Source organism: Acinetobacter sp. WCHAc060042 (assembly GCF_003231195.1).
Classification (GTDB): Bacteria; Pseudomonadota; Gammaproteobacteria; order Pseudomonadales; family Moraxellaceae; genus Acinetobacter.
The window spans coordinates 19965-40976 of record NZ_QKVN01000027.1 but is presented as its reverse complement, the minus strand read 5'-3'; the positions used below and the strand labels follow the sequence as shown (position 1 = coordinate 40976).

At 41.5% G+C, this 21012-nt stretch carries 15 protein-coding genes, 5 tRNA genes and 1 pseudogene; 12 read left to right on the top strand and 9 right to left on the bottom strand.

All coding sequences use genetic code 11. The annotated features are described in order from the left end of the window. Positions 1 to 2 precede the first annotated feature (2 nt). Together lldR and lldP are read right to left on the bottom strand one after the other, a co-directional pair. Positions 3 to 746, bottom strand: coding sequence for a transcriptional regulator LldR (gene lldR / locus DPG01_RS12545; protein WP_110975317.1), 744 nt, complete (start codon positions 744 to 746; stop codon positions 3 to 5). 32 nt (positions 747 to 778) lie between these two features. After that, positions 779 to 2446, bottom strand: a complete 1668-nt coding sequence (lldP, locus tag DPG01_RS12540) for an L-lactate permease (protein ID WP_171264387.1) — start codon at positions 2444 to 2446, stop codon at positions 779 to 781. Positions 2447 to 3080: 634 nt separating this feature from the next. Between lldP and argG the strand changes: the two genes are divergently transcribed. After that, complete coding sequence (gene argG, locus DPG01_RS12535; RefSeq protein ID WP_004694013.1) at positions 3081 to 4424, top strand: argininosuccinate synthase; 1344 nt, start codon at positions 3081 to 3083, stop codon at positions 4422 to 4424. 48 nt (positions 4425 to 4472) lie between these two features. Here argG and DPG01_RS12530 read toward each other — a convergent pair whose 3' ends face one another. Then, the gene (locus DPG01_RS12530) at positions 4473 to 5735 is read right to left on the bottom strand and encodes a GGDEF domain-containing protein (RefSeq protein ID WP_110975316.1); all 1263 of its coding nucleotides are present in this window, start codon (positions 5733 to 5735) and stop codon (positions 4473 to 4475) included. A 151-nt stretch (positions 5736 to 5886) separates the two neighbouring features. On the opposite strand from DPG01_RS12530, the gene pyrC reads away from it, so the two are divergent. The 10 genes and pseudogenes from pyrC (at position 5887) to DPG01_RS12480 (ending at position 12690) form a co-directional block, all read left to right on the top strand. Further along, the gene (gene pyrC, locus DPG01_RS12525) at positions 5887 to 6921 is read left to right on the top strand and encodes a dihydroorotase (protein ID WP_086207779.1); all 1035 of its coding nucleotides are present in this window, start codon (positions 5887 to 5889) and stop codon (positions 6919 to 6921) included. Continuing rightward, the gene (rnt, locus tag DPG01_RS12520; protein WP_086207780.1) at positions 6906 to 7565 is read left to right on the top strand and encodes a ribonuclease T; all 660 of its coding nucleotides are present in this window, start codon (positions 6906 to 6908) and stop codon (positions 7563 to 7565) included. The genes pyrC and rnt overlap by 16 nt, the downstream gene beginning before the upstream one ends. Positions 7566 to 7585: 20 nt before the next feature. Continuing rightward, a tRNA-Glu gene (locus DPG01_RS12515) sits at positions 7586 to 7661 on the top strand. Positions 7662 to 8136: 475 nt separating this feature from the next. Continuing rightward, the gene (locus DPG01_RS12510) at positions 8137 to 9498 is read left to right on the top strand and encodes an amino acid permease (RefSeq protein ID WP_228157003.1); all 1362 of its coding nucleotides are present in this window, start codon (positions 8137 to 8139) and stop codon (positions 9496 to 9498) included. A gap of 179 nt (positions 9499 to 9677) precedes the next feature. Continuing rightward, positions 9678 to 9753, top strand: a tRNA-Glu gene (locus tag DPG01_RS12505). A gap of 108 nt (positions 9754 to 9861) precedes the next feature. Continuing rightward, complete coding sequence (locus DPG01_RS12500; protein WP_110975314.1) at positions 9862 to 11274, top strand: amino acid permease; 1413 nt, start codon at positions 9862 to 9864, stop codon at positions 11272 to 11274. 80 nt (positions 11275 to 11354) lie between these two features. Beyond that, positions 11355 to 12259 (top strand): annotated as a pseudogene (locus DPG01_RS12495) (alpha/beta hydrolase). 132 nt (positions 12260 to 12391) lie between these two features. Then, a tRNA-Glu gene (locus tag DPG01_RS12490) sits at positions 12392 to 12467 on the top strand. Positions 12468 to 12491: 24 nt separating this feature from the next. Then, positions 12492 to 12567: transfer RNA gene (locus DPG01_RS12485), tRNA-Glu, on the top strand. Between the two features lie 47 nt (positions 12568 to 12614). Next, positions 12615 to 12690 (top strand) — tRNA-Glu (locus tag DPG01_RS12480). 77 nt (positions 12691 to 12767) lie between these two features. On the opposite strand, the gene DPG01_RS12475 is transcribed toward DPG01_RS12480, so the two are convergent. Further along, positions 12768 to 13379, bottom strand: a complete 612-nt coding sequence (locus tag DPG01_RS12475) for a YiiX family permuted papain-like enzyme (RefSeq protein ID WP_110975313.1) — start codon at positions 13377 to 13379, stop codon at positions 12768 to 12770. A gap of 64 nt (positions 13380 to 13443) precedes the next feature. Between DPG01_RS12475 and DPG01_RS12470 the strand changes: the two genes are divergently transcribed. Then, complete coding sequence (locus DPG01_RS12470; protein ID WP_110975312.1) at positions 13444 to 14109, top strand: glutathione binding-like protein; 666 nt, start codon at positions 13444 to 13446, stop codon at positions 14107 to 14109. Positions 14110 to 14116: 7 nt separating this feature from the next. Here DPG01_RS12470 and DPG01_RS12465 read toward each other — a convergent pair whose 3' ends face one another. The 5 genes from DPG01_RS12465 to DPG01_RS12445 all read right to left on the bottom strand — a co-directional run bounded on the left by DPG01_RS12465 (position 14117) and on the right by DPG01_RS12445 (position 20982). Then, a complete protein-coding gene (locus DPG01_RS12465) occupies positions 14117 to 15361 on the bottom strand; it encodes an NADH:flavin oxidoreductase/NADH oxidase family protein (protein WP_110975311.1) in 1245 nt (414 codons plus the stop codon). Positions 15362 to 15480: 119 nt separating this feature from the next. After that, a complete protein-coding gene (locus DPG01_RS12460) occupies positions 15481 to 17070 on the bottom strand; it encodes an ABC transporter ATP-binding protein (RefSeq protein ID WP_110975310.1) in 1590 nt (529 codons plus the stop codon). Next, entirely contained in the window at positions 17045 to 18058 is a 1014-nt protein-coding gene (locus tag DPG01_RS12455) for an ABC transporter permease (protein WP_110975325.1), read from the bottom strand. Before DPG01_RS12455 ends, DPG01_RS12460 begins: the two co-directional genes overlap by 26 nt. Continuing rightward, the gene (locus DPG01_RS12450; protein WP_110975309.1) at positions 18058 to 19119 is read right to left on the bottom strand and encodes a microcin C ABC transporter permease YejB; all 1062 of its coding nucleotides are present in this window, start codon (positions 19117 to 19119) and stop codon (positions 18058 to 18060) included. The genes DPG01_RS12455 and DPG01_RS12450 overlap by 1 nt, the downstream gene beginning before the upstream one ends. Before the next feature lie 21 nt (positions 19120 to 19140). Next, complete coding sequence (locus tag DPG01_RS12445; protein ID WP_110975308.1) at positions 19141 to 20982, bottom strand: extracellular solute-binding protein; 1842 nt, start codon at positions 20980 to 20982, stop codon at positions 19141 to 19143. Positions 20983 to 21012 lie beyond the last annotated feature (30 nt).

Here is a 21012-nt window from a genome sequence, read left to right as displayed (position 1 = left end):
GCTTATATCCTGTTTAATCGACTGGCACGCTGACGACGAGCTTCTTCTTCATCAATCATTCGCACCTGTTGTACTACAAACTCAATGTGTCCACAGACTGCTTTGCGTGCAGCTTCTGGATCACGACGTTCAATTGCATTCATGACTTGAAAGTGCTGATCATGCAATTGATCAAAACGGTGTGCTTCGCTATAGACTTTTCGGCGTCCCAAAGCGACGTTGAACTGCAACAAATCAAACAGACCACGCATCATCTGAATCAAGACCAAATTATGAGATGCTTCAGCAATCGCTAAATGAAATTTCGCATCAGCACGAGCCGCTGCATCATCATCACCCAGTGCCTGAAAATGGTTAATCTGATCATAATAATGTCGGATATTCACCAAATCTTCTTGGGTTGCGCGTTGAGCTGCATACCAAGTCGTCCCACCTTCTAAAATAATGCGCGCCTCTTGCACATCAAAGCGATAGGCTGGATCTTCACTCATCAAATTACTGATCGGTTGTACAATTTGATAACTTGACCAGGTAGCTGGTAATTGTTTTAAAAATGTTCCCGCTCCCACTTTACTGACCAACATACCCATGCTGGACAGTTGAGAAATCGCTTCTCTTAAAGAGGAACGCGAGACTTGAAGTTGTTCACACAGTTTTCTTTCAGCAGGCAGACGGTCTCCAACTTGCATATTGCTTTGTTCAATCAATACACGCAGGCTTTGTACAGCTTTATCGGAGACTCTCATCTGCTTTCCTTAACGTTGATACACAATTTGTGCTATGGAATCATCCATGGGAACACATAAGCTTGTAGTGTAATCATAATACCCATCATAAATGTGAACGTTATACTGTGTTTTACAGTAAAACGGAATAAATCAGACTCTTTACCAACTAAGCCGACCGCCGCACATGCAATCGCAATTGATTGAGGTGAAATCATCTTACCAGTTACACCACCACTGGTATTTGCTGCCACCAGTAAAACCTCTGGCACCCCAATTTGCTGAGCTGTAGTGGCTTGAAGCGCTGAAAAAAGTGCGTTCGCAGAAGTATCCGAACCTGTAAGGAATACACCCAACCAGCCCAAGAATGGTGAAAAGAAAGTAAATGCTGAACCTGTATGTGCAAGCGCTAAAGCCAAGGTTGAAGACATACCCGAGTAGTTCGCAACAAAGGCAAAAGACAACACCATACCAATTGAATAAATTGGAATTTTCAACTCATTCAAGGTTTCACCAAAAGTTACAACTGCATCCTTAGGCTTCATCTTCAAAAAGGCAATCGTAATTAATGCTGCAATAAAGATCGCAGTACCTGTTGCCGAGATCCAATCGAACTTATAGATTGCGTCATAGTCTTTTATTTCTGTCACTACAGGCGGCATTTTTTGAATCATTTGATGCAAAAATGGCACCTTGATGGAAATCACAAGATCATGCAATGCACCGTCTTTGGCAAATAAATCCTTAAATGGTTTCACACTCCAGATCGTCACCATTACAGTTAAAATGGCAAATGGAGACCATGCTTTGGCAATTTGACCGATGCTATATTTTTTCTGTTTTTGTGCTGCAACATCTTCATTCATATTTGCGTCTTGATCTGCAAAACGAAAAATATGCTTTGGCTGCCAGTATTTAAACAAAATTGTTAATGAAACCAAGGATGCAATTGCAGCCGTAATATCTGGTAGTTCTGGCCCAACAAAGTTAGAAGTTAAGTATTGTGCGATTGCAAAGCTACCTGCCCCCACCACAACTGCTGGCCATGTTTCTTTAACACCACGCCAGCCGTCCATAATCGCCATAATCCAGAACAATACGATTGGCACCATAAATGGTAACTGACGGCCTACCATTTGGCTGATTTCCATGGTATCGACACCAGATACCTGTCCCGCAACGATAATAGGAATACCCATCGCACCAAATGCCACAGGTGCTGTGTTTACAATTAGGCAAAGACCTGCTGCATATAAAGGTTTAAAACCTAAGCCAACCAGCAACGCCGCGGTAATCGCCACAGGGGCACCAAAGCCCGCCGCACCTTCTAAAAAGGTACCAAAAGCAAAGCCGACCAACAGCATTTGTAAACGCTGATCTTCGGTAATTGAGAGAATAGATGAACGAATGATGTCAAACTGACCTGTCTTCACTGAGATTTTATACAGGAAAACAGCACCAATAATAATCCAAGCAATTGGCCATAAACCGTAGAAGAAACCATAAACCATAGATGCCAATGCCATCAATACCGGCATCTTATAGGCAAATAAAGAGACAAGAAGCGCAAGTACAACAGTGATCGTACCTGCCACACTACCTTTTAAACGAAATACTGCGAGCGCCAAGAAGAAAAAGATAATTGGAATCAGCGCAATTAAACTGGATATCCAAATATTCCCCATCGGGTCATACATTTGCTGCCATTGAAGCATTGTCATCTCCTTGAAATGCTTACTAAGATTTAATTTTGAGCATATTATTGGTAATTTCATTAATATTGGTAATACCAATTTTAACAAAAGAAAAGGTTGATAAACCAATAATGACTTATACGTCCTATATTTTGATCCAGAATGAAGCAAAACTTCAATAAAAAACTTTTATTGGTATGACCAATAAAATACATATTTTTATATCAAAAACATATTGATCACATTTCAAACAAACTTAAGTAATTATTTATATTCAATATATCTTATGAAAAATTATATGTTTAGACTTTAGTCTAAGTATTAAAAATCATTAGCAAGTTTAAATCCTACTAAACATTCAAAATTCGATGCATTAATCCAAAATTGGTTATACCAATTTAATTATTCTTTAGATTTAGGTACTTTTTGAAACGTTTTTAAACTAAAAACGTAGTCTCGGTTAAAACTAAATAGGCAAGATACAAACACTGACCTTCTTGATAATTTTTTAATAGTAATAGCATGTCTATAAACTTGATTTTTTTTAAAGGCCTATGTTTTTTTCAGAAAAATCATTTGGAAAAGTGCTACAATCGCGAAAATATATATTCTTTCAGGCCACCCATTCTCGGTGCCTATATTTATATCGTTAGGATTAACAATGACTGATAATGCAACTATCTTGCAGAATGTCCCAGTTGGCAAAAAAGTTGGTATTGCCTTCTCTGGTGGTCTAGATACTTCAGCTGCACTTTTGTGGATGAAACAAAAAGGCGCAGAACCTTATGCTTATACAGCAAACTTAGGTCAGCCTGATGAAGACGACTACGATGCGATTCCCAAAAAAGCGGAAGCGTATGGCGCAGTAAAAGCTCGCTTAGTTGATTGCCGTTTACAGCTTGCGCTTGAAGGTATTGCTGCGATTCAATGTGGTGCATTCCACATCAGCACTGGCGGTGTTCCCTACTTCAATACCACGCCTTTAGGTCGTGCAGTTACAGGTACTATGCTTGTTACCGCAATGAAAGAAGATGACGTCAACATTTGGGGTGACGGTTCAACGTATAAAGGCAACGATATTGAACGTTTCTACCGTTATGGTCTCTTAACCAACCCAGCACTTAAAATCTATAAACCTTGGTTAGACCAAACGTTTATTGATGAGTTAGGTGGTCGTGCTGAAATGTCGCAATTTTTGATCGACAACGGCTTTGACTACAAAATGTCGAAAGAAAAAGCATACTCAACAGACTCAAACATGCTGGGTGCAACACACGAAGCAAAAGATCTTGAATACCTCAATGCAGGGATCAAAATTGTTGACCCAATCATGGGCGTTGCTTTCTGGAAAGACGACGTAGAAGTTAAAGCTGAGGAAGTATCTATTACTTTTGAAGAAGGCTTCCCTGTTGCAATCAACGGCCAACGTATCGAAGATCCTGTTGAGTTCATTCTTGAAGCCAATCGTATTGGTGGTCGTCATGGTCTAGGTATGTCTGACCAAATTGAAAACCGTATTATTGAAGCGAAATCTCGCGGTATTTATGAAGCACCTGGTATGGCCCTTCTACATATTGCTTATGAGCGTTTGGTTACGGGTATTCATAACGAAGATACGATCGAACAATACCGTATTAACGGTTTACGCTTAGGTCGTTTGCTTTATCAAGGTCGTTGGTTCGACTCTCAAGCATTAATGCTTCGTGAAACTGCACAGCGTTGGGTTGCGAAAGCGATCACAGGTACTGTGACTTTAGAACTTCGTCGTGGTAATGACTACACGATTATGAACACTGAATCTGAAAACCTCACTTATGAAGCTGAACGTTTGACGATGGAGAAAGGTGATTCAATGTTTACGCCAATGGACCGTATTGGGCAGTTAACGATGCGTAACTTGGACATTACCGATACTCGTGCGAAACTTGGTATTTATACCAATACTGGTTTGCTAGCTGTAGGTACGGGTTCTGCTGTTCCACAGTTGAAAGACAAGAACAAATAAGTTGATTTCATGTCAAAAAACCGCTCATAAGAGCGGTTTTTTTATGCTTTATTCAGTACAACTCGATGTGGTTAAAGGCTGATAATAAATCTGATTCCGCCCTAATTGCTTGGCACGGTATAAGGCTTGGTCAGCAATCCTGAGTAACTCTACTTTGCTCAAATCCATTTCACCTTTAAAGACCGTAATTCCTAAGCTAATAGTCACAAATGCAGATACTTCAGACATTTCATGCGGGATTTCCAAACGCTCAATCGCTCGGTAAATATTCGAAGCCACCGCATAAGCGCCATGTGCATCGGTTTCTGGTAATAACACGACAAACTCTTCGCCACCATAACGCGCAACAAAATCCATATGCCGAATTGCATTTTTAATGGATTTAGCAATGGATGAAATGACATCATCACCTTTTTGATGCCCATAGAAATCATTATATTTTTTGAAAAAATCAACATCAATAAACAAAATAGATAAAGGTGTTTCATCCTGACGGGATTGTTCATAATAAGTATCCATCATTTCATCAAAATTTCGACGATTTGAAATTTTCGTCAACTCATCATTTTGACTCAAATGTAGAAGCTCAGAAGTATGAATCCGATGGATTTTTTCACTAATTTTCGCACGCCGAATATTTAGAAAAATGATACGTTCACGAGCATAAATCATGCGCCCGATGGCAAAGCCTAGTAAACAACTCCCAAACATAACGCGACTCATCACAATTGCATCAAACTTGACCAAAGTCGAAATAAGAACTAAAAAAGAAACACCAGCAGCTACGATACCTGTCATAAAAACATATAAAGGTTTTACCCCAGTCAACAAATACCCCAATACATAGATCATACAAATGATCATCATTGCTTGGTGGCGCAAAGCTTCAGTATGTACAGACATGGTGAGCCAAGTCGTCGAGACCACTGCCCAAAACACGACAAACAAAGCAGCATAAGCAAAAAAAGGCTTAAGCTTTACAAAATGTGAAAAAACATAAAGAAATAAAAGACAGGCTGCACCGTTCAGTAGCCCTAATAGGCAATGAATAAAATCTTCTTTGAAGTGTGACTGTTCAATAATCCAATAGTCACCAGGAATAATTAAAACCGCAAAAATAAAATAGACCAAAACACCTGACCAAAAAAAGTCATTAATATTGCGGCGTGCGCGTTCTAAGTTTAAACGCCAAAACTCCTGCTCTAATTTCTGCGGGAAAACCTGCCCAACACGACGATTATGCCGTGCAATCAGCCCTTCCATTTTTTCTTTATCGTACTGAAGTTTGGCGAGGTTATATTTATATTCCATACCAGACCAGATTTAATTCTTGTAGTCGATTAAAAATAACACAAATTTACAAAGATTAATCATAATAATCAGACAATATGTCTTTATTTGTCGTTACCATTTTTAACGTATATGCATTATCATCTGTTTTATTTCTCTGACAGAAATCGCCTTGAATACGATTACGATTCTCCAGCCAGATGATTGGCACGCTCACCTTCGTGATGGTCTTGCATTACAACGTACTGTTCCCGATTTAGCCAAGCAGTTTTCCCGCGCTATTTGTATGCCAAATACAGTGCCTCCTGTCAAAACTGTCGAGGAAGCGAATGCGTATCGCGAGCGCATCATGGCGCATGTACCAGAAGGTAATACTTTCGACCCACGTATGGTATTGTATTTTACTGATACAACTTCTCCTGAAGAAGTAAAGAAGATTAAAAACTCTGAGTTTGTAAATGCAATCAAACTCTACCCTGCTGGTGCTACCACCAACTCTGACAATGGCGTGAGCGATATTCGTAAAGTCTATGCCGTCATTGAGCAACTCGAAGAGCATCAAGTTCCCTTATTGTTACATGGTGAAGTTACGCATAATCATGTCGATATTTTCGACCGTGAAAAGCGCTTCTTAGATGAAGTACTCTCTCCATTACTCAAACAATTCCCAAAACTGAAATTGGTTTTAGAGCACATCACCACCAGTGAAGCAGCCAACTTTGTTTTAGAACAAGATCGTAATGTAGCAGCAACGATTACCCCACAGCATTTATTGTTTAATCGCAATGATATGTTGGTCGGTGGTGTGAAGCCGCACTTCTACTGCTTACCCATTTTAAAGCGTCAAACCCATCAACAAACATTGCTTGAAGTGGCAACCAGTGGCAACCCTAAGTTTTTCTTAGGTACAGACAGTGCGCCACACTCTAAAAATGCTAAAGAAAACGCATGTGGTTGTGCAGGCTGTTATAGTGCACCAACTGCGATTGAACTTTATGCACAAGCATTCGATCAAGTAAGCAAAATTGAACGCCTTGAAGGTTTCGCAAGCCACTTTGGTGCCGATTTCTACGGTCTACCGCGCAATACTTCAACAATTACACTAGTAAAAGAAGACCAAGTCATCCCTGAAAGTTTAGACTATTTGGATGGTGAACAGATTATTCCGCTGTATGCGGGTAAAACCATTCAATGGAGAAAAGTGTGACAAATGAAACATTGCCAATAATTGGTCAGCGTTTCCGTGGTTTTCTACCTGTTGTTGTCGATGTCGAGACAGCAGGTTTTAATGCACAGACCGATGCCTTATTGGAAATCGCTGCAATTCCGATTATTTATAATGAAGAAGGTCAATTTGTCCCAGGGCCTGCACATCATGCGCATATCAACCCATTTGAAGGTGCAAACTTAGACCGTCGCTCATTGGACTTTATTGGAATTGATCCCTTTAATCCCATGCGTATGGCTATGGCTGAAGATGAAAAAACAGCATTAAAACGTATTTTTAAAGCCGTCAATGAAGTTCGTCGCCAACAGAACTGTACACATGCGGTCTTGGTCGGTCATAACGCCCACTTTGATTTAGGTTTTGTACAGGCTGCTATTAATCGTACAGGGACCAAAAATCAGAATCCCTTTCATAGCTTTTCGGTCTTTGATACCGTCACCTTAAGTGCTGTGATGTTTGGTCAAACGGTTCTTGCAAAATCATGTATTCAAGCAGGAATTGAGTTCGATGGTAGAGAAGCCCACTCAGCTTTATACGACACTCAAAAGACCGCTGAACTGTTCTGTTATATTTTGAACAAACTCGCACCACACCTACTTGACACTCTAGTGGCGGATCAATAAGATACCGCCATCCTCGCAACGTCCCTATCGTCTAGAGGCCTAGGACATCGCCCTTTCACGGCGGTAACCGGGGTTCGAATCCCCGTAGGGACGCCATCTTATTTATATTCTTATAGTCCTATATTTTCATCTTGCAAATTTTCTTGCATGTATAATATTTTTATTTCAATAACTTACTCGCTATACTGTAAATCATTTTTAAGTGCTTTATGACTATGCTGAAAAAAGCTTTGCTCTGTTTATTGATCTTATCGCCATCTTTTTTTTACCTTTGGTATGTCAATCAAGATACTCACTCGCCCCAACCAATCAACTCGTCACAAGAAGTGTATTCAAACACCGAAAGCAAAAGCTCATACCCAACACCCGATCACTAAGATATACAACTCAAATATTTGTTTTTTAAATTAATCCAGATACTTCATCAGAAAATTCCAATTTATGTGAATTTTCATCTTATTAAAAACTAGAATATCACTTTAAGCCCATTGTTCCATTTACTATGCAATCTGCAACACCACCTTCACAACCCTCAACGAATTCACCGCAAAATACCTCATTGAAACGTGCCATGAGCACGCGTCACCTGATCATGCTATCGCTAGGTGGTGCCATTGGCACAGGCCTATTTATGGGCTCAGGTGAAGTAATTTCTCAAGCAGGCCCTCTCGGTGCTGTGCTGGCTTATATTATTGGTGGTTTAATTGCATATATGGTCATGCTTTGCCTCGGGGAGCTTGCAGTACATTTACCTGTTTCTGGTTCATTTGGTGCCTTTGCAACACGTTATATTGGCCCTGGCACAGGTTATATGGTGTCGTGGATGTATTGGCTCGGTTGGTCGGCAACACTCGGCACCGAATTTACCGCAGCAGCCATTTTGGTACAGGAATGGTTCCCACAAACCTCGATCTGGTTATGGACATTAATCTTTGCCAGTGGCGTACTGATTTCAAACCTTAGCTCAACCCGAGCTTTTGCAGAGTCTGAGTTTTGGCTATCCATGATCAAAGTCGCAACTGTACTTATTTTCATTCTTTTAGGCTTTGCCTGTATTTTCGGTGTCATCCCTTTTCAAGGATATGAATCTGCACCTTTATTTAGCAACTTAACCGCACAAGGCTGGCTACCGAATGGCCTTATTCCTTTGTTTACCACCTTATTAATTGTGAACTTTGCTTTTAATGGCACAGAAATGATTGGCATTGCCGCAGGTGAAACTGAAAACCCAGAAAAAAATGTACCTAAAGCCATTCATGCCGCGGTTTGGCGCCTGATTATTTTCTTTGTAGGAACCATCGTTGTTATCAGCTCGCTGCTCAGCTATAGCAACACAGGTTTGCAAGTGGGTGGACATGGTGGCTTAAGCAGTAGCCCATTTGTAACTGTATTCACCCAAATGGGTATCCCCTATGCTGAAGACTTTATCCGTTTTGTCATCATCACCGCCTTATTATCAACTGCGAACTCCGGCCTATATGCTGCATCACGCATGATGTGGGCCTTATCCTCACAAAACCAACTACCCAAGCTTTTTGCTAAAGTAAGTAAATCTGGGGTGCCATATATTGCCATTTGGGTCACTATGATTGGTGGCTTGCCGGGCTTGCTCTCTGAGCAGTTTGGTGCAGATGTCATTTTTAAAAACTTGATGGGTGTTGCTGCATTCACTATGGTGATTGTCTGGATGAGTATTTGCTGGAGTCAGTTTAACTTCCGTCGCCAATGGTTAAAGCAAGGTCATGCTTTATCGGAGCTAAAATTCCGTACCCCTTGGTATCCATTGGTTCCGATTTTAGGTTTTATCTGCTGTACTGCGACAGGTTTAAGTATGGCAGCAGACCCTGAAATGCTTTCAGGTTTTATTGGCTGCCTACTTTTCATGGCAGCTTGCTATGCTAGTTACTATTGGCTCTATCACAATAAAAATTAAGCCTCTTCACTAACAGTGAGCTCAAGTCCACACCTTGAGCTCAGTTTTAATTCGATACAAATTGGACTATTAAATTTAATTGCTTGTTTTGTCTAATGTTTGAACTCTTGGTAAACATATAACTAAAACCCTTTTGACAAATAAGCCTTTAATCCTTAATATACGCATCACCTCACAACGTCCCTATCGTCTAGAGGCCTAGGACATCGCCCTTTCACGGCGGTAACCGGGGTTCGAATCCCCGTAGGGACGCCATATCTTGATCTTCTGATCAACACTTATTCATAATTATTATTATTTCATTGCAGATTTGCAGTTTTTCACTACAATAGCCCGCTTCATTCCCCAACTAATTCAACGCTTATGCACTCATCTCCGAATGATGCTTCGCATCAGGGCAATTCTGCGCCTTTAAAGCGCGCTATGAGTACTCGACATCTGGTCATGATTTCGCTAGGTGGCGCAATCGGAACAGGTCTATTTTTAGGGTCGGGTGAAGTCATTGCACAAACGGGGCCTGTAGGTGCCATTATTTCTTATTTTCTCGGTGGGATCATTGCCTATATGGTCATGCTGTGTTTAGGGGAACTTGCCGTTCATATGCCTGAGTCTGGCTCATTTGGTGCTTATGCCAAACGCTATATAGGCCCAGGTACAGGTTATACCATCACTTGGTTGTATTGGCTCACGTGGTCAGTCACATTAGGCACAGAGTTTACAGCGGCTGCCCTTCTTATGCAGGAATGGTATCCAGATAGCTCAATGTGGATGTGGACCCTAATTTTTGGTGCTTTCGTATTTACACTGAATATGATTTCAACCAAATGGTTCGCTGAATCTGAGTTCTGGCTGGCTTTGGTAAAAGTTATCACGGTTGTTGCTTTTATCTTATTAGGTTTAATGGCAATTTTTGGAGTCATTGGCTACAGAGGTTACGAAGCTGCGCCTTTATTTAGTAACTTAACAGCGCAAGGTTGGTTCCCTGAGGGCTTATTTCCAATCTTTACTACCATGCTGATTGTAAACTTTGCATTTTCTGGTACAGAGCTGATTGGTGTTGCTGCGGGTGAAACCAAAGATCCTGCCAAGAATGTACCCAAAGCCATCAATACTGCGATTTTCCGCTTATTGATTTTCTTTGTGGGTACCATCTTGGTCGTGACTTCACTCCTCCCGCATCAAGAAGCAGGTTTAGCGGCTGAAGGCGTGAGCAGTAGTCCATTTGTAACGGTATTCCAACACATTGGCATTCCGTATGCCGAAGATATCATTCGTTTTGTGATTATCACAGCACTGCTATCTGCTGCAAACTCAGGGTTGTTTGCTGCATCCCGTATGATGTGGTCACTGTCTTATCAGAAACAATTGCCAGCAGTATTTTCAAAATTAAATACTCGCGGTATTCCTTATGTTGCAGTCATTGTCACGATGATTGGCGGAATGCCGGGGTTACTGTCTGAACAGTTTGCACCTGAAACAATTTTTACCAATCTACTTGGTATTGCAGCCTTTACCATGGTCGTAGTTTGGATGAGTATCTGTTTAAGCCAATTTAACTTCCGTCGTCAGTGGTATAAACAAGGGCGTAAAAAAGAAGAATTAGGTTTTGCAGCCCCCTTGTTCCCTATTGTACCAATCCTTGGCTTTATCTTCTGCTTTATCACCTGCGTCAGTATGGTGTTTGATCCAAGCATGCGTATTAGCTTCTTTGGTTGTTTACTGTTTATTGCAGTCTGCTATGTAAGTTACTATAAGTTCTATCACAATAAATCTTAAGCATTTATGTTAAAAAGAGCGACTGAGGTCGCTCTTTTTTTTATACTGTTTATATCAAGTACATCATCGGTGCATACACGATGAATATTGTATGGATTCATGGGATGAATCAGCAGCATAAGACTGCGCGTACCCTGCTTCAACATTGGCTTATCATCTTAAAACAGGCCTTAGAACAGTGCGGAGAAGCAGATTACTTTCTTTATATTCAGCGACACAGTCGGCTGGCCTTTTACGGAGATCTTCTAACACGTCAGCATTTAGAAAACACCCTTAATGCCAGCACCCTCATACCGCAACACTGGTCTCCTTTTTCTTTTTTACATCCTATTCACCTAACACACACCGCTACACTCAATATCGAACATCAGACTGAAATTTCTCAAAACCCTCAGCTCACCATTTCTGATGAACTCTCATTCAATCATAAAATTAAGTACATCAGCCTATTGAGTAAGGATATTGCATTTCGTGATTTAGGAAGCTTAATGAATCACTTTCCAAAGCACATAGCAGCTTTATTCATCGCTTTTTAATTGAAGCTTATCTATATTTATCCAATCCACACTTCATCCACACAGTGCATACACGTCTGCATGAGCAGTTACACGGTACGAAACCTAAGATTGTGATTGCCCACTCTCTAGGCAGCGTGATTGCCTATAATTATTTAATTCAACACCCTGAACTCCACATTCAAGCGTTTATTAGTTTAGCTTCACCCCTTGCTTTTCGGGTCATACAGTGTCATTTACAACAACCCATTCAACGACCTGTGGCTTTATACGGCGACTGGATCAATTTTTATTCAGATATTGATTTTCTAAGCGCATTTCCTCTCTATCAAAAACCATTTGCATTTAATCCCGCCATTATTAATCAACAAATCACCACCGATCTTGCTCACCCTCATCTGATTGAGGGTTATTTACAACATCCTGAGTTTATAAATAGCCTCACCGATCTGCTTAAAAAATCGACTTAAATCATATAGTTTTTGATCATTTTATCTCTATTGTTTTAATTTTATGCACTCAACACTTAAAACTGGAATTATTTAGAGAAAAGCGTTTGACACCCCTCTGTTTTCACCCTAATATACGCCCACCTCTGAAACGTCCCTATCGTCTAGAGGCCTAGGACATCGCCCTTTCACGGCGGTAACCGGGGTTCGAATCCCCGTAGGGACGCCAATTTCAGAAGTAAAGTTTTATTCAGTCCCTATCGTCTAGAGGCCTAGGACATCGCCCTTTCACGGCGGTAACCGGGGTTCGAATCCCCGTAGGGACGCCATTACTTAAGATCAAAAGTAATCGGTTTTAAAACATCACTTCTGTACTGTCCCTATCGTCTAGAGGCCTAGGACATCGCCCTTTCACGGCGGTAACCGGGGTTCGAATCCCCGTAGGGACGCCATATTTGAGATTGATTTTTTCTAAAGTCATCTCATAAAAAAGCCCAAGCATGATGACTTGGGCTTTTTTATTGCCTGTCTACTTATGATCAACTTCAACTAAAGCTGTCGAGGCAAAAATAGCCTGTGGTGCAATCACAGTTTCATTCGAGGGAATGTTTTGCCCATATCGCTGTTGCATGAGTTGCTTGACTTCAGGCGAAGTTAAATCAAATTGCTTGAGTTTAGATAATGGAGCCAACTCAATACCTAAAGCATTATCATAGGCCTTCCAGACTATTTCTGAGCAATATAACGCACGATTGTCCCACTCAAAATAAAGATCATAAGGCTGGCCTAAGTATTGTTCTGCGTTCTTGATTAGCTTCTGCTTTTGCTGAACAGTCAAATTTGATTTAAAGCGCTTCACCACATAATGCCGCTCAACCCCGCGATCAATCCACTGCTGAAGTGCCGTATATTTCACAGGCTGAACTGCCTCTAAAACCCATGCTTTTCCATTTTTATTCACAATTAAACCCATATGGCTATAGCGAGACTTGGTCGCTTTTTGTATCCCTAAACTTTGTTGAGACTTCGAGACGTGAAAAATAATATCACCGGTTTGATAGGATGTATTCGCCCATAGCAGTTGAGGACTTTCACAAAGTAAAACAGCACTTAAAATCACAAGAAGATTGCTATTTTTCATCCTAGATTTCCTTTATTCTTCTTTTTATAGATACGACCTACCATTTTAAAACTATAAAATATTTATGATCTTACATCATCTTCAAAACTCACGTTCACAGCGTATTCTTTGGCTACTTGAGGAACTTGAGCTGTCTTACGAACTCAAATTTTATGATACAGCACAAGCTAAACAAACCAATCTGAAATTTCCAACGCTCGACATTCCACATGATACTCAGACCGTACAATTGACTGAAAGCAGTGCAATCGTAGAATATTTATGTCAACTACAGCAGAAGTTGATTATTCCCCATGACCATGCACAGTATTGGAACTTCTGTTTTTATAGCCGTTATAGCGATGCCAGTCTCATGCCCAACTTGGCATTGAAACAGGTTTTCCAACACATTAAACAACAAACACCTTTTATGGTGCGCTTTGTGAGTTTAGCCTTTCAAAGCGCGTTTAATCGTGCTTATTTAAATCCTGAGCTACATCGACAGCTTAAACAAATTGAGATCCACTTAAGCGCGTATGCATACTTTGCAGGCGATGTGTTTAGTTATGCGGATATACTAATGTGGTTTCCACTCTATGCAGCCAGTTATGCCACACCGCAGTTTGCTCAGTATCAGGCCATTCAACACTATTTCAACCAAATACAAAGCAGACCTGCCTTCAATGCTGCAATGGCACGCGGGCAATGGTCTGCTTCCTATTTTGAAGACTATTGGTCTATCACGCAGTAAGTTCTACTTAGGCAGACTTTCTAGAGTTAACTTGCCCTTTAATCACGGCTTTCACATTGCCTTTTAAATAATTAAAGAACACCTTGAGCGGTGACAGTTTCGGATTTGGTTGTTGACCTTCTGCGATATCCTTAAATTGCGCGGCGTACCAGATCACTTCCATAATCGCCATTTTATCAATCATCGAAATACCCGTTTTAATCTTATCGACTGCATAACGCACATCTTGCCCTGCAATTAAACGGTTGGTCACATCGGGTTCTACCGCAAACGGGCGTGCCATCCCAATAAAATCACACGCACCACTTTCTAAGGCTGCATTCATACCAGCCACAGTGCGAAAACCACCTGTCACCATCAACTTACACTGGACATGTTCACGAATTTTTTCAGCAAATTCTAAAAAGTAAGCCTCACGTGCAATGGTCGACGCTTTACGTTTTTCTTGCTTCACTCCTGCCATCGCAGGTGCTTCATAGCTACCACCTGAAATTTCAATCAAATCAATCCCAGCCGCATCAATAGCTTTAAATGTCGCAATGACATCTTCTTCCGAGATTCCACCACGCTGAAAATCTGCTGAATTAAGTTTGACCGAAATAATAAACTGATCCGAAGTCGCTGCACGTACCGCTTTATAAATTTCCAATAAAAATCGCATGCGGTTTTCAGCAGAACCACCCCATTGATCTTGGCGTTTATTGGTCAATGGCGATAAAAACTGACTAATCAGATAACCATGCGCGCCATGTAATTGCACACCTTCAAAGCCTGCTTTTTCACAGATTGCAGCTGAAGTTGCAAAACGCTGGATAATATCGAGGATTTCATCTTCGCGAAGCGCTCGCGGCGTTCCAAAGCTCATTGCTAAAGCAGGGCTAAACGGAACTGCTGAAGGTGCAACCGTCTCCTTATTTAAACCCTTTGGACATTGACGTCCCGGATGTGACAACTGCACCAATTGCACCATGCCATGTTTTTTACCAATCGTAGCCCATTGTTTTAAGGGTTCTAAGTCACGTTCGGTTTCAATCACCACCACACCCGGCTCATTTTTAGCTCGGAAGTCCACCATCACATTACCGGTAATAGCACAGCCTAGGCCTCCCTTTGCCCAAGCCTCATACAAACCTAAATGCAAATGATTCGGCTGACCTGCTTGATTGGCCAGTGCTTCACTCATCGCCCCTTTAATCATCTTATTTTTAAAATGGACCTGCCCTATGTCAATTGCACTTGCAAGCTGGCTCATGAAAATTCATCCTTTAATATTTTTTAGTGTTTTTACTCTATGTGTTTTTTGGCTACAGTCAAGAGAATTTGACAATTCATTTTGTCAAATTCTCTAAGCTTTTATTTAGCAAAATAATTTTACTGATACTGACTGGCTTGAATCAATTGACGCGTATAGTCAGACTGCGGTTGCTCAAAAAGCTGTTCCGTGGCTTGTAACTCTACTACTCTGGCATGTCGCAAGACCAAAACGTGTTGGCAAAGTGCTCGTACCACTTGTAAGTCATGACTAATAAACAAATAGCTGATGCCCTGCTCCTGTTGTAGACGGCGTAATAAAGCCACGATCGAACGTTGCGTACTTCGGTCTAAAGCCGAGGTTGGCTCATCTAAAATCAATAGTTTTGGTTGAAGTACCAAGGCTCTCGCCAAAGCCACACGCTGCCTCTGTCCGCCAGATAGCTCATGTGGATAATAGCTTTTAAATGTGACTGGTAACTCCACCTGAGTTAAGACATTCTCAACACGCTGTGTCCTCTCAAACAAGGACAAAGGTTTTAAGGTCAGACCTTCCATGATAATTTGCTCAACACTCATGCGTGGATTCAAACTTGCAAACGGGTCTTGAAACACGATTTGAAAATCACCGCGAAATGGACGTAATGCTTTTTGCGAAAGTTGGTTTAAATCATGTCCTCCAAACTGGATCTGTCCTCGACTTTCAATCAACCTTGCTACAGCCAGTGCCAAAGAACTTTTGCCCGCACCACTTTCCCCCACTACGCCCAACGAATGCCCTTGAGCCAAGCTCAAGTCCAAAGCTTCAATTGCGGCAAGATACTGCGTCGCTCGATTCAACCAGCCTTTTTTAATCGGAAATTTGACCTCAAGTTGTTTTAAGCTGAGTAAAGGTGCTGCATTTTGTACGTGAATGGCTTGACCAAAAGAATGATTGATTAAGTTTTGAGTATAAGCAGACTGCGATTGCTCAAAAATCTGCGTAACCGCCCCTTGCTCTACGACCTTGCCCTGATGGATGACCACAACATCATCAGCATAATGTTTCACCAAGTTGAGGTCATGGCTAATCAAAATCATGGCCATCTTATGACGCTGTTGTAAAGACTTGAGCAAGTCTAAAATTTGAACTTGTAGCATGACATCTAGTGCTGTGGTGGGTTCATCAGCAATCAAAATATCAGGCTCTTGCACCAATGCCATGGCAATCATGACCCGTTGGCGCTGTCCACCAGACAGCTCATAAGGAAAACGTTGCAACACACTTTCAGGATTTGCAATACCCACATCCTCCAGCAAGGCAATTACACGCTGCCGAGCTTGCATTTTCGACCACCCCTGTAACCAAAGAGTCTCAGCAATGATCTTTTCCACCCGATGTAAAGAATTCAAGGCGGTCATCGGCTCTTGAAAAACCATCGCGATTTTTTGCCCACGAATCGACCTAAATTGTGCATCGTTCAGCGCTAAGAGATTTTTTCCATCTAACAGCACTGAGCCTTGCACTTGCAATGTTTTCGGCAATAAACCCATCAAGGCTAAAGCGCTGATTGATTTTCCTGAACCGCTCTCTCCAACCAGCGCTAAAGTCTGCCCAGCACGCAGTTCAAAACTGAGCTGATCGACTAACACCCTTTCTGCACTTTGAATGCTCAGTGCATTCACTTTAAGTATGGGTGCTGTACTATTGGCGTCTAGGGTCAAATGCATCGCGCAAAGCCTCCCCGATATACATCAGCAACGCAAGCACAATGGCCAAGCTGAAAAAGCCAGACAGAGCTAACCACGGCGCATTTAAATTATTCTTCCCTTGTAACAAAAGCTCGCCCAGTGATGCCGCATCAGGTGGTAGGCCATACCCCAAGAAATCCAGTGCTGTTAGCGCAGTAATATTGGCAGTTAAGATAAAAGGCAGTTGTGACAAGCTAGAGCTGATGGCATTGGGTAAAATATGCCGAAAGATAATAGCTCGGTTGGTGACACCTAAACTCCGTGCTGCACGAACATAATCCAACTGGCGCGCTCTTAAAAACTCAGCACGTACCAGTGGAACCAAAATCGTCCAACTGAATAACAGCATGATGAAAAACAGCCAGTAGATATTGGGGCTGAACATACTGACTAGAATCATCACCATGAACAGCATGGGTAACCCACCCCAGACTTCTAAAATGCGCTGCCCAATTAAATCCACCCAACCACCGTAATAACCTTGTATTGCCCCAATCACAATGCCCAATACAGCTGAACTGAAAGTCAAAATAAAACCAAACAGCAATGAGACACGTAAGCCATATAATACTCGCGCCAAGACATCACGACCTTGGTCATCTGTCCCGAGCCAATTTTGCATCGTGGGTGGTGATGGTACTGGGACTGTCAAATCTACATTGGGAGTTTGATATGAATATTGAATCAACGGCCACATGGCCCAACCTTTTGCTTGAATCAGCTGTTGGACCACTGGATCTTTATATTCAGTTTCAGTTTCGAAAACACCACCAAAAGTCGTTTCAGGATAGTGTTTCAATACAGGGAAATACAAAGCATGATCATACTTCACCAACAACGGTTTATCATTCGCGATCAGCTCTGCGGCTAAGGACAGTACAAAAACACAAAGAAATAAAATACAACAACTGAGCCCGAGCTTATTTTGCTTAAATCGTTTGAAACCTGCCTGTAAAATGGGTGACATCAGCCTCTCCCTTGCGAATCAAAATGTATTCGCGGATCAATCCACTGATACAACACATCGCCAATTAGACGTAGCAGCAAGCCCAACAAAGTAAAAATGAACAAGGTGCCAAAGATCACAGGATAGTCGCGTTGCACAATCGCCTCAAAGCCCAACAAACCTAAACCATCTAAATTAAAAATGATCTCGATAAATAAATTGCCTACAAAAAAGTAAGCGATTAAAGCTTCAGGTAAACCTGCTACCACAATCAATATTGCATTGCGAAACACATGACCATACAACACTTGAGACTCGGTCAGACCCTTAGAACGCGCCGTCAACACGTAAGGCTTGCTGAGCTCTTCCATAAACGAATACTTGGTGAGATAAGTCACCGTGGCAAAACCACCAATCACCATGGCTAACAGCGGTAAAGCCATGTGCCAAAAATAATCTTTAATTTTTCCCCATAGTGACAAGTCCGCAAAATTTTCCGAAACCAAACCTTGTAAGGGGAACCATTGAAAATAAGAGCCACCTGCAAAAAATACAATCAGAAGAATTGCAAAAATAAATGCAGGAACCGCATAAGCCACAGCCAGCAGTAGCGATGTAGACTGATCAAACACCGTACCGTGCAATCGAGCTTTTTTGATGCCCAAAGGAATGGAAATCAGATAGATTAGCAAGGCACTCCACAGCCCCAAGGACACGGATACAGGTAATTTATCCTTAATCAGTGCTGTAACGGGCTGGTCTTTAAAAAAGCTCGTGCCGAAGTCCAATTGCGCATAATTTTTCACCATTTCAAAGAAGCGTATATGCATGGGCTGATCAAAACCATAGTGTGCTTTGATCTTTGCGAGCATTTCATCACTAAGTCCTTGCGCGCCTTGATAGACATTTGAACCTGCACCTGCACCGCCCAGATTACTCAAAGTTTGCATGACTTCCGCTTGCTGAATGGCTTGCTCAACAGGCCCTCCAGGCGCAATTTGGATCACAGCAAAATTGATCAGCAAAATCAAAAATAAGGTCGGAACAATCAGCAACAGCCTTTTGAATATATACATACGCATCTCAAAAACCCCTATGCCAGCTTATGGCTTGGTTGCCTGACCTAAATACTGGCTCACCTTTTTTGCCTGTTTAGCATCACTCCACCAATAATCTAACCCGACATTCAACTGCGGGCTCCGTACCGGTTTTTGATACATATTCCAATAGGCATACCATTGATCAGCCTTACCATAGGTTGGTATTTGATAATAGCCTGCACGCAGCAAGCGATCTAAAATACGCGTTTGTACCACCACTTGCTTACGATCAGGTGCTTGAATCAACTGTTGAATCATCTGATCAATCACCGGATTTTGAATGCCTGAATAATTATAATTTCCCACCTGATGGGCTGAAGCACTGCCCCACAGTTGTACCTGTTCTTTGCCCGGTGTTAAAGACTGCGGCATCGTTTGTAGGGTCATATCAAAATCTTGAGTCCGCATCCGCTCATAATACTGAGGTGTATCAACCTGTCGAATGTTCAGCTGTATTCCTAGTCGCTTTAGATGGCGAACAAAAGGCGCAATTTCACGCACAGCATCACTTGGCTGAATCAGAAACTCAAACTGGATCGGCTTATTTTTCTGATCCAACAATTGCCCTTTGGCATTATATCTATAGCCATTTTTTAATAAAATCTGTCGTGCGATAAGCAAATTATTTCGATTATAGCCCGATCCATCTGAAGCTGAATAATGCCAATTTTTTAAAACGCCGTCTCGCTGCACAGGATGCAATTTCGCCAAATAAGGTTTTAAGATTTTGATTTCAGCAGCCGAAGGCAGACCCTTCGCCTCTAGTTCGCTATTAGAAAAATAACTTTGCAGACGTTGATATTGCCCATAGAACATCGCTTTGTTTTGCCACTCAAAGTCGTAGGCATAAGTTAAAGCTTGGCGAAAATAAATATCTTGAAAAGGCTGACGACGGGTATTAAACACAAAACTTTGCGTCGGTATCGGATTGAAATGCTTAAAGCGATACTTTTTAACGAGACCTTGTTTCACTGCGGGAAAGTTATAGGCAGTCACCCATTGGCGTGCGGACTCTTCCTCATGCAAAGTATATAAACCCGCCTTAAACGCAGTAAAAGCAATATCTTTGCTGCGATAATACACATAAGCCACATGGTTAAAATTATAACGCCCTTGATTGACCTTTAAATCTTTGGCCCAATACTTTGGATTACGTTTATAAACAACCCGCTGCCCTGCATTGATTTTCTCTAAAACATAAGGGCCTGAGCCTAAAATCGGCTTGACTGAAGTTTGACTAAAGTCTTTGCCTTGCCAGTCCTTTTTGGAATAAATTGGCATTCTGGCCACGATCAAAGGCATTTCCACATTATTTCGTGTTTTAAAATGCATCTTGATACTGTATTTGGACAACACTTCGGTCTTGGCTAAATCCGACAAATACATCTGTAAGCCAAAATTGGACTTGGTTTGAAAAAGATCAAAACTGAACTTTACATCAGTTGCAGTAACAGGACTACCATCACTAAACCGTGCTTTTGGGTTTAAATGAAAAATGATGGTGTTAAAATTTTTCGGGTCATAGCTAACCTTCTCTGCCAGCAATGGATACATCACTGCAGGCTCATCTAACGAACTACTCATGAGTGAGTCAAATAAATAATTGGTTCCCTCAACCGCAGTACCGCGACCATTCATGCTGTTTAAGTTATCAAAACTCCCAATGACTGCACGTGTTAATTCGCCACCCTTCGGTGCCTGCACATTGGCATAAGGCAGATGATCTAATTGGCTGTATTTCGGCATACCATAAGGTGCAATAAAAGGCATGGTCTGCACTGCAGACCATGCCTTTAAAGGTATCGTTACAAGGCTGAACAGCAAGAGCGTTGTTCTAACCATCATCGGAGATTTCTCTGAAATTGCATTTCAACT

What these genes read in the sequence shown, in the direction of transcription:
- lldR (WP_110975317.1), bottom strand. Translation starts at nt 746, where the DNA reads ATGAGAGTCTCCGATAAAGCTGTACAAAGCCTGCGTGTATTGATTGAA.
- lldP (WP_171264387.1), bottom strand. Translation starts at nt 2,446, where the DNA reads ATGACAATGCTTCAATGGCAGCAAATGTATGACCCGATGGGGAATATT.
- argG (WP_004694013.1), top strand. Translation starts at nt 3,081, where the DNA reads ATGACTGATAATGCAACTATCTTGCAGAATGTCCCAGTTGGCAAAAAA.
- DPG01_RS12530 (WP_110975316.1), bottom strand. Translation starts at nt 5,735, where the DNA reads ATGGAATATAAATATAACCTCGCCAAACTTCAGTACGATAAAGAAAAA.
- rnt (WP_086207780.1), top strand. Translation starts at nt 6,906, where the DNA reads ATGGAGAAAAGTGTGACAAATGAAACATTGCCAATAATTGGTCAGCGT.
- DPG01_RS12510 (WP_228157003.1), top strand. Translation starts at nt 8,137, where the DNA reads ATGAGCACGCGTCACCTGATCATGCTATCGCTAGGTGGTGCCATTGGC.
- DPG01_RS12500 (WP_110975314.1), top strand. Translation starts at nt 9,862, where the DNA reads ATGCACTCATCTCCGAATGATGCTTCGCATCAGGGCAATTCTGCGCCT.
- DPG01_RS12475 (WP_110975313.1), bottom strand. Translation starts at nt 13,379, where the DNA reads ATGAAAAATAGCAATCTTCTTGTGATTTTAAGTGCTGTTTTACTTTGT.
- DPG01_RS12470 (WP_110975312.1), top strand. Translation starts at nt 13,444, where the DNA reads ATGATCTTACATCATCTTCAAAACTCACGTTCACAGCGTATTCTTTGG.
- DPG01_RS12465 (WP_110975311.1), bottom strand. Translation starts at nt 15,361, where the DNA reads ATGAGCCAGCTTGCAAGTGCAATTGACATAGGGCAGGTCCATTTTAAA.
- DPG01_RS12460 (WP_110975310.1), bottom strand. Translation starts at nt 17,070, where the DNA reads ATGCATTTGACCCTAGACGCCAATAGTACAGCACCCATACTTAAAGTG.
- DPG01_RS12455 (WP_110975325.1), bottom strand. Translation starts at nt 18,058, where the DNA reads ATGTCACCCATTTTACAGGCAGGTTTCAAACGATTTAAGCAAAATAAG.
- DPG01_RS12450 (WP_110975309.1), bottom strand. Translation starts at nt 19,119, where the DNA reads ATGCGTATGTATATATTCAAAAGGCTGTTGCTGATTGTTCCGACCTTA.
- DPG01_RS12445 (WP_110975308.1), bottom strand. Translation starts at nt 20,982, where the DNA reads ATGATGGTTAGAACAACGCTCTTGCTGTTCAGCCTTGTAACGATACCT.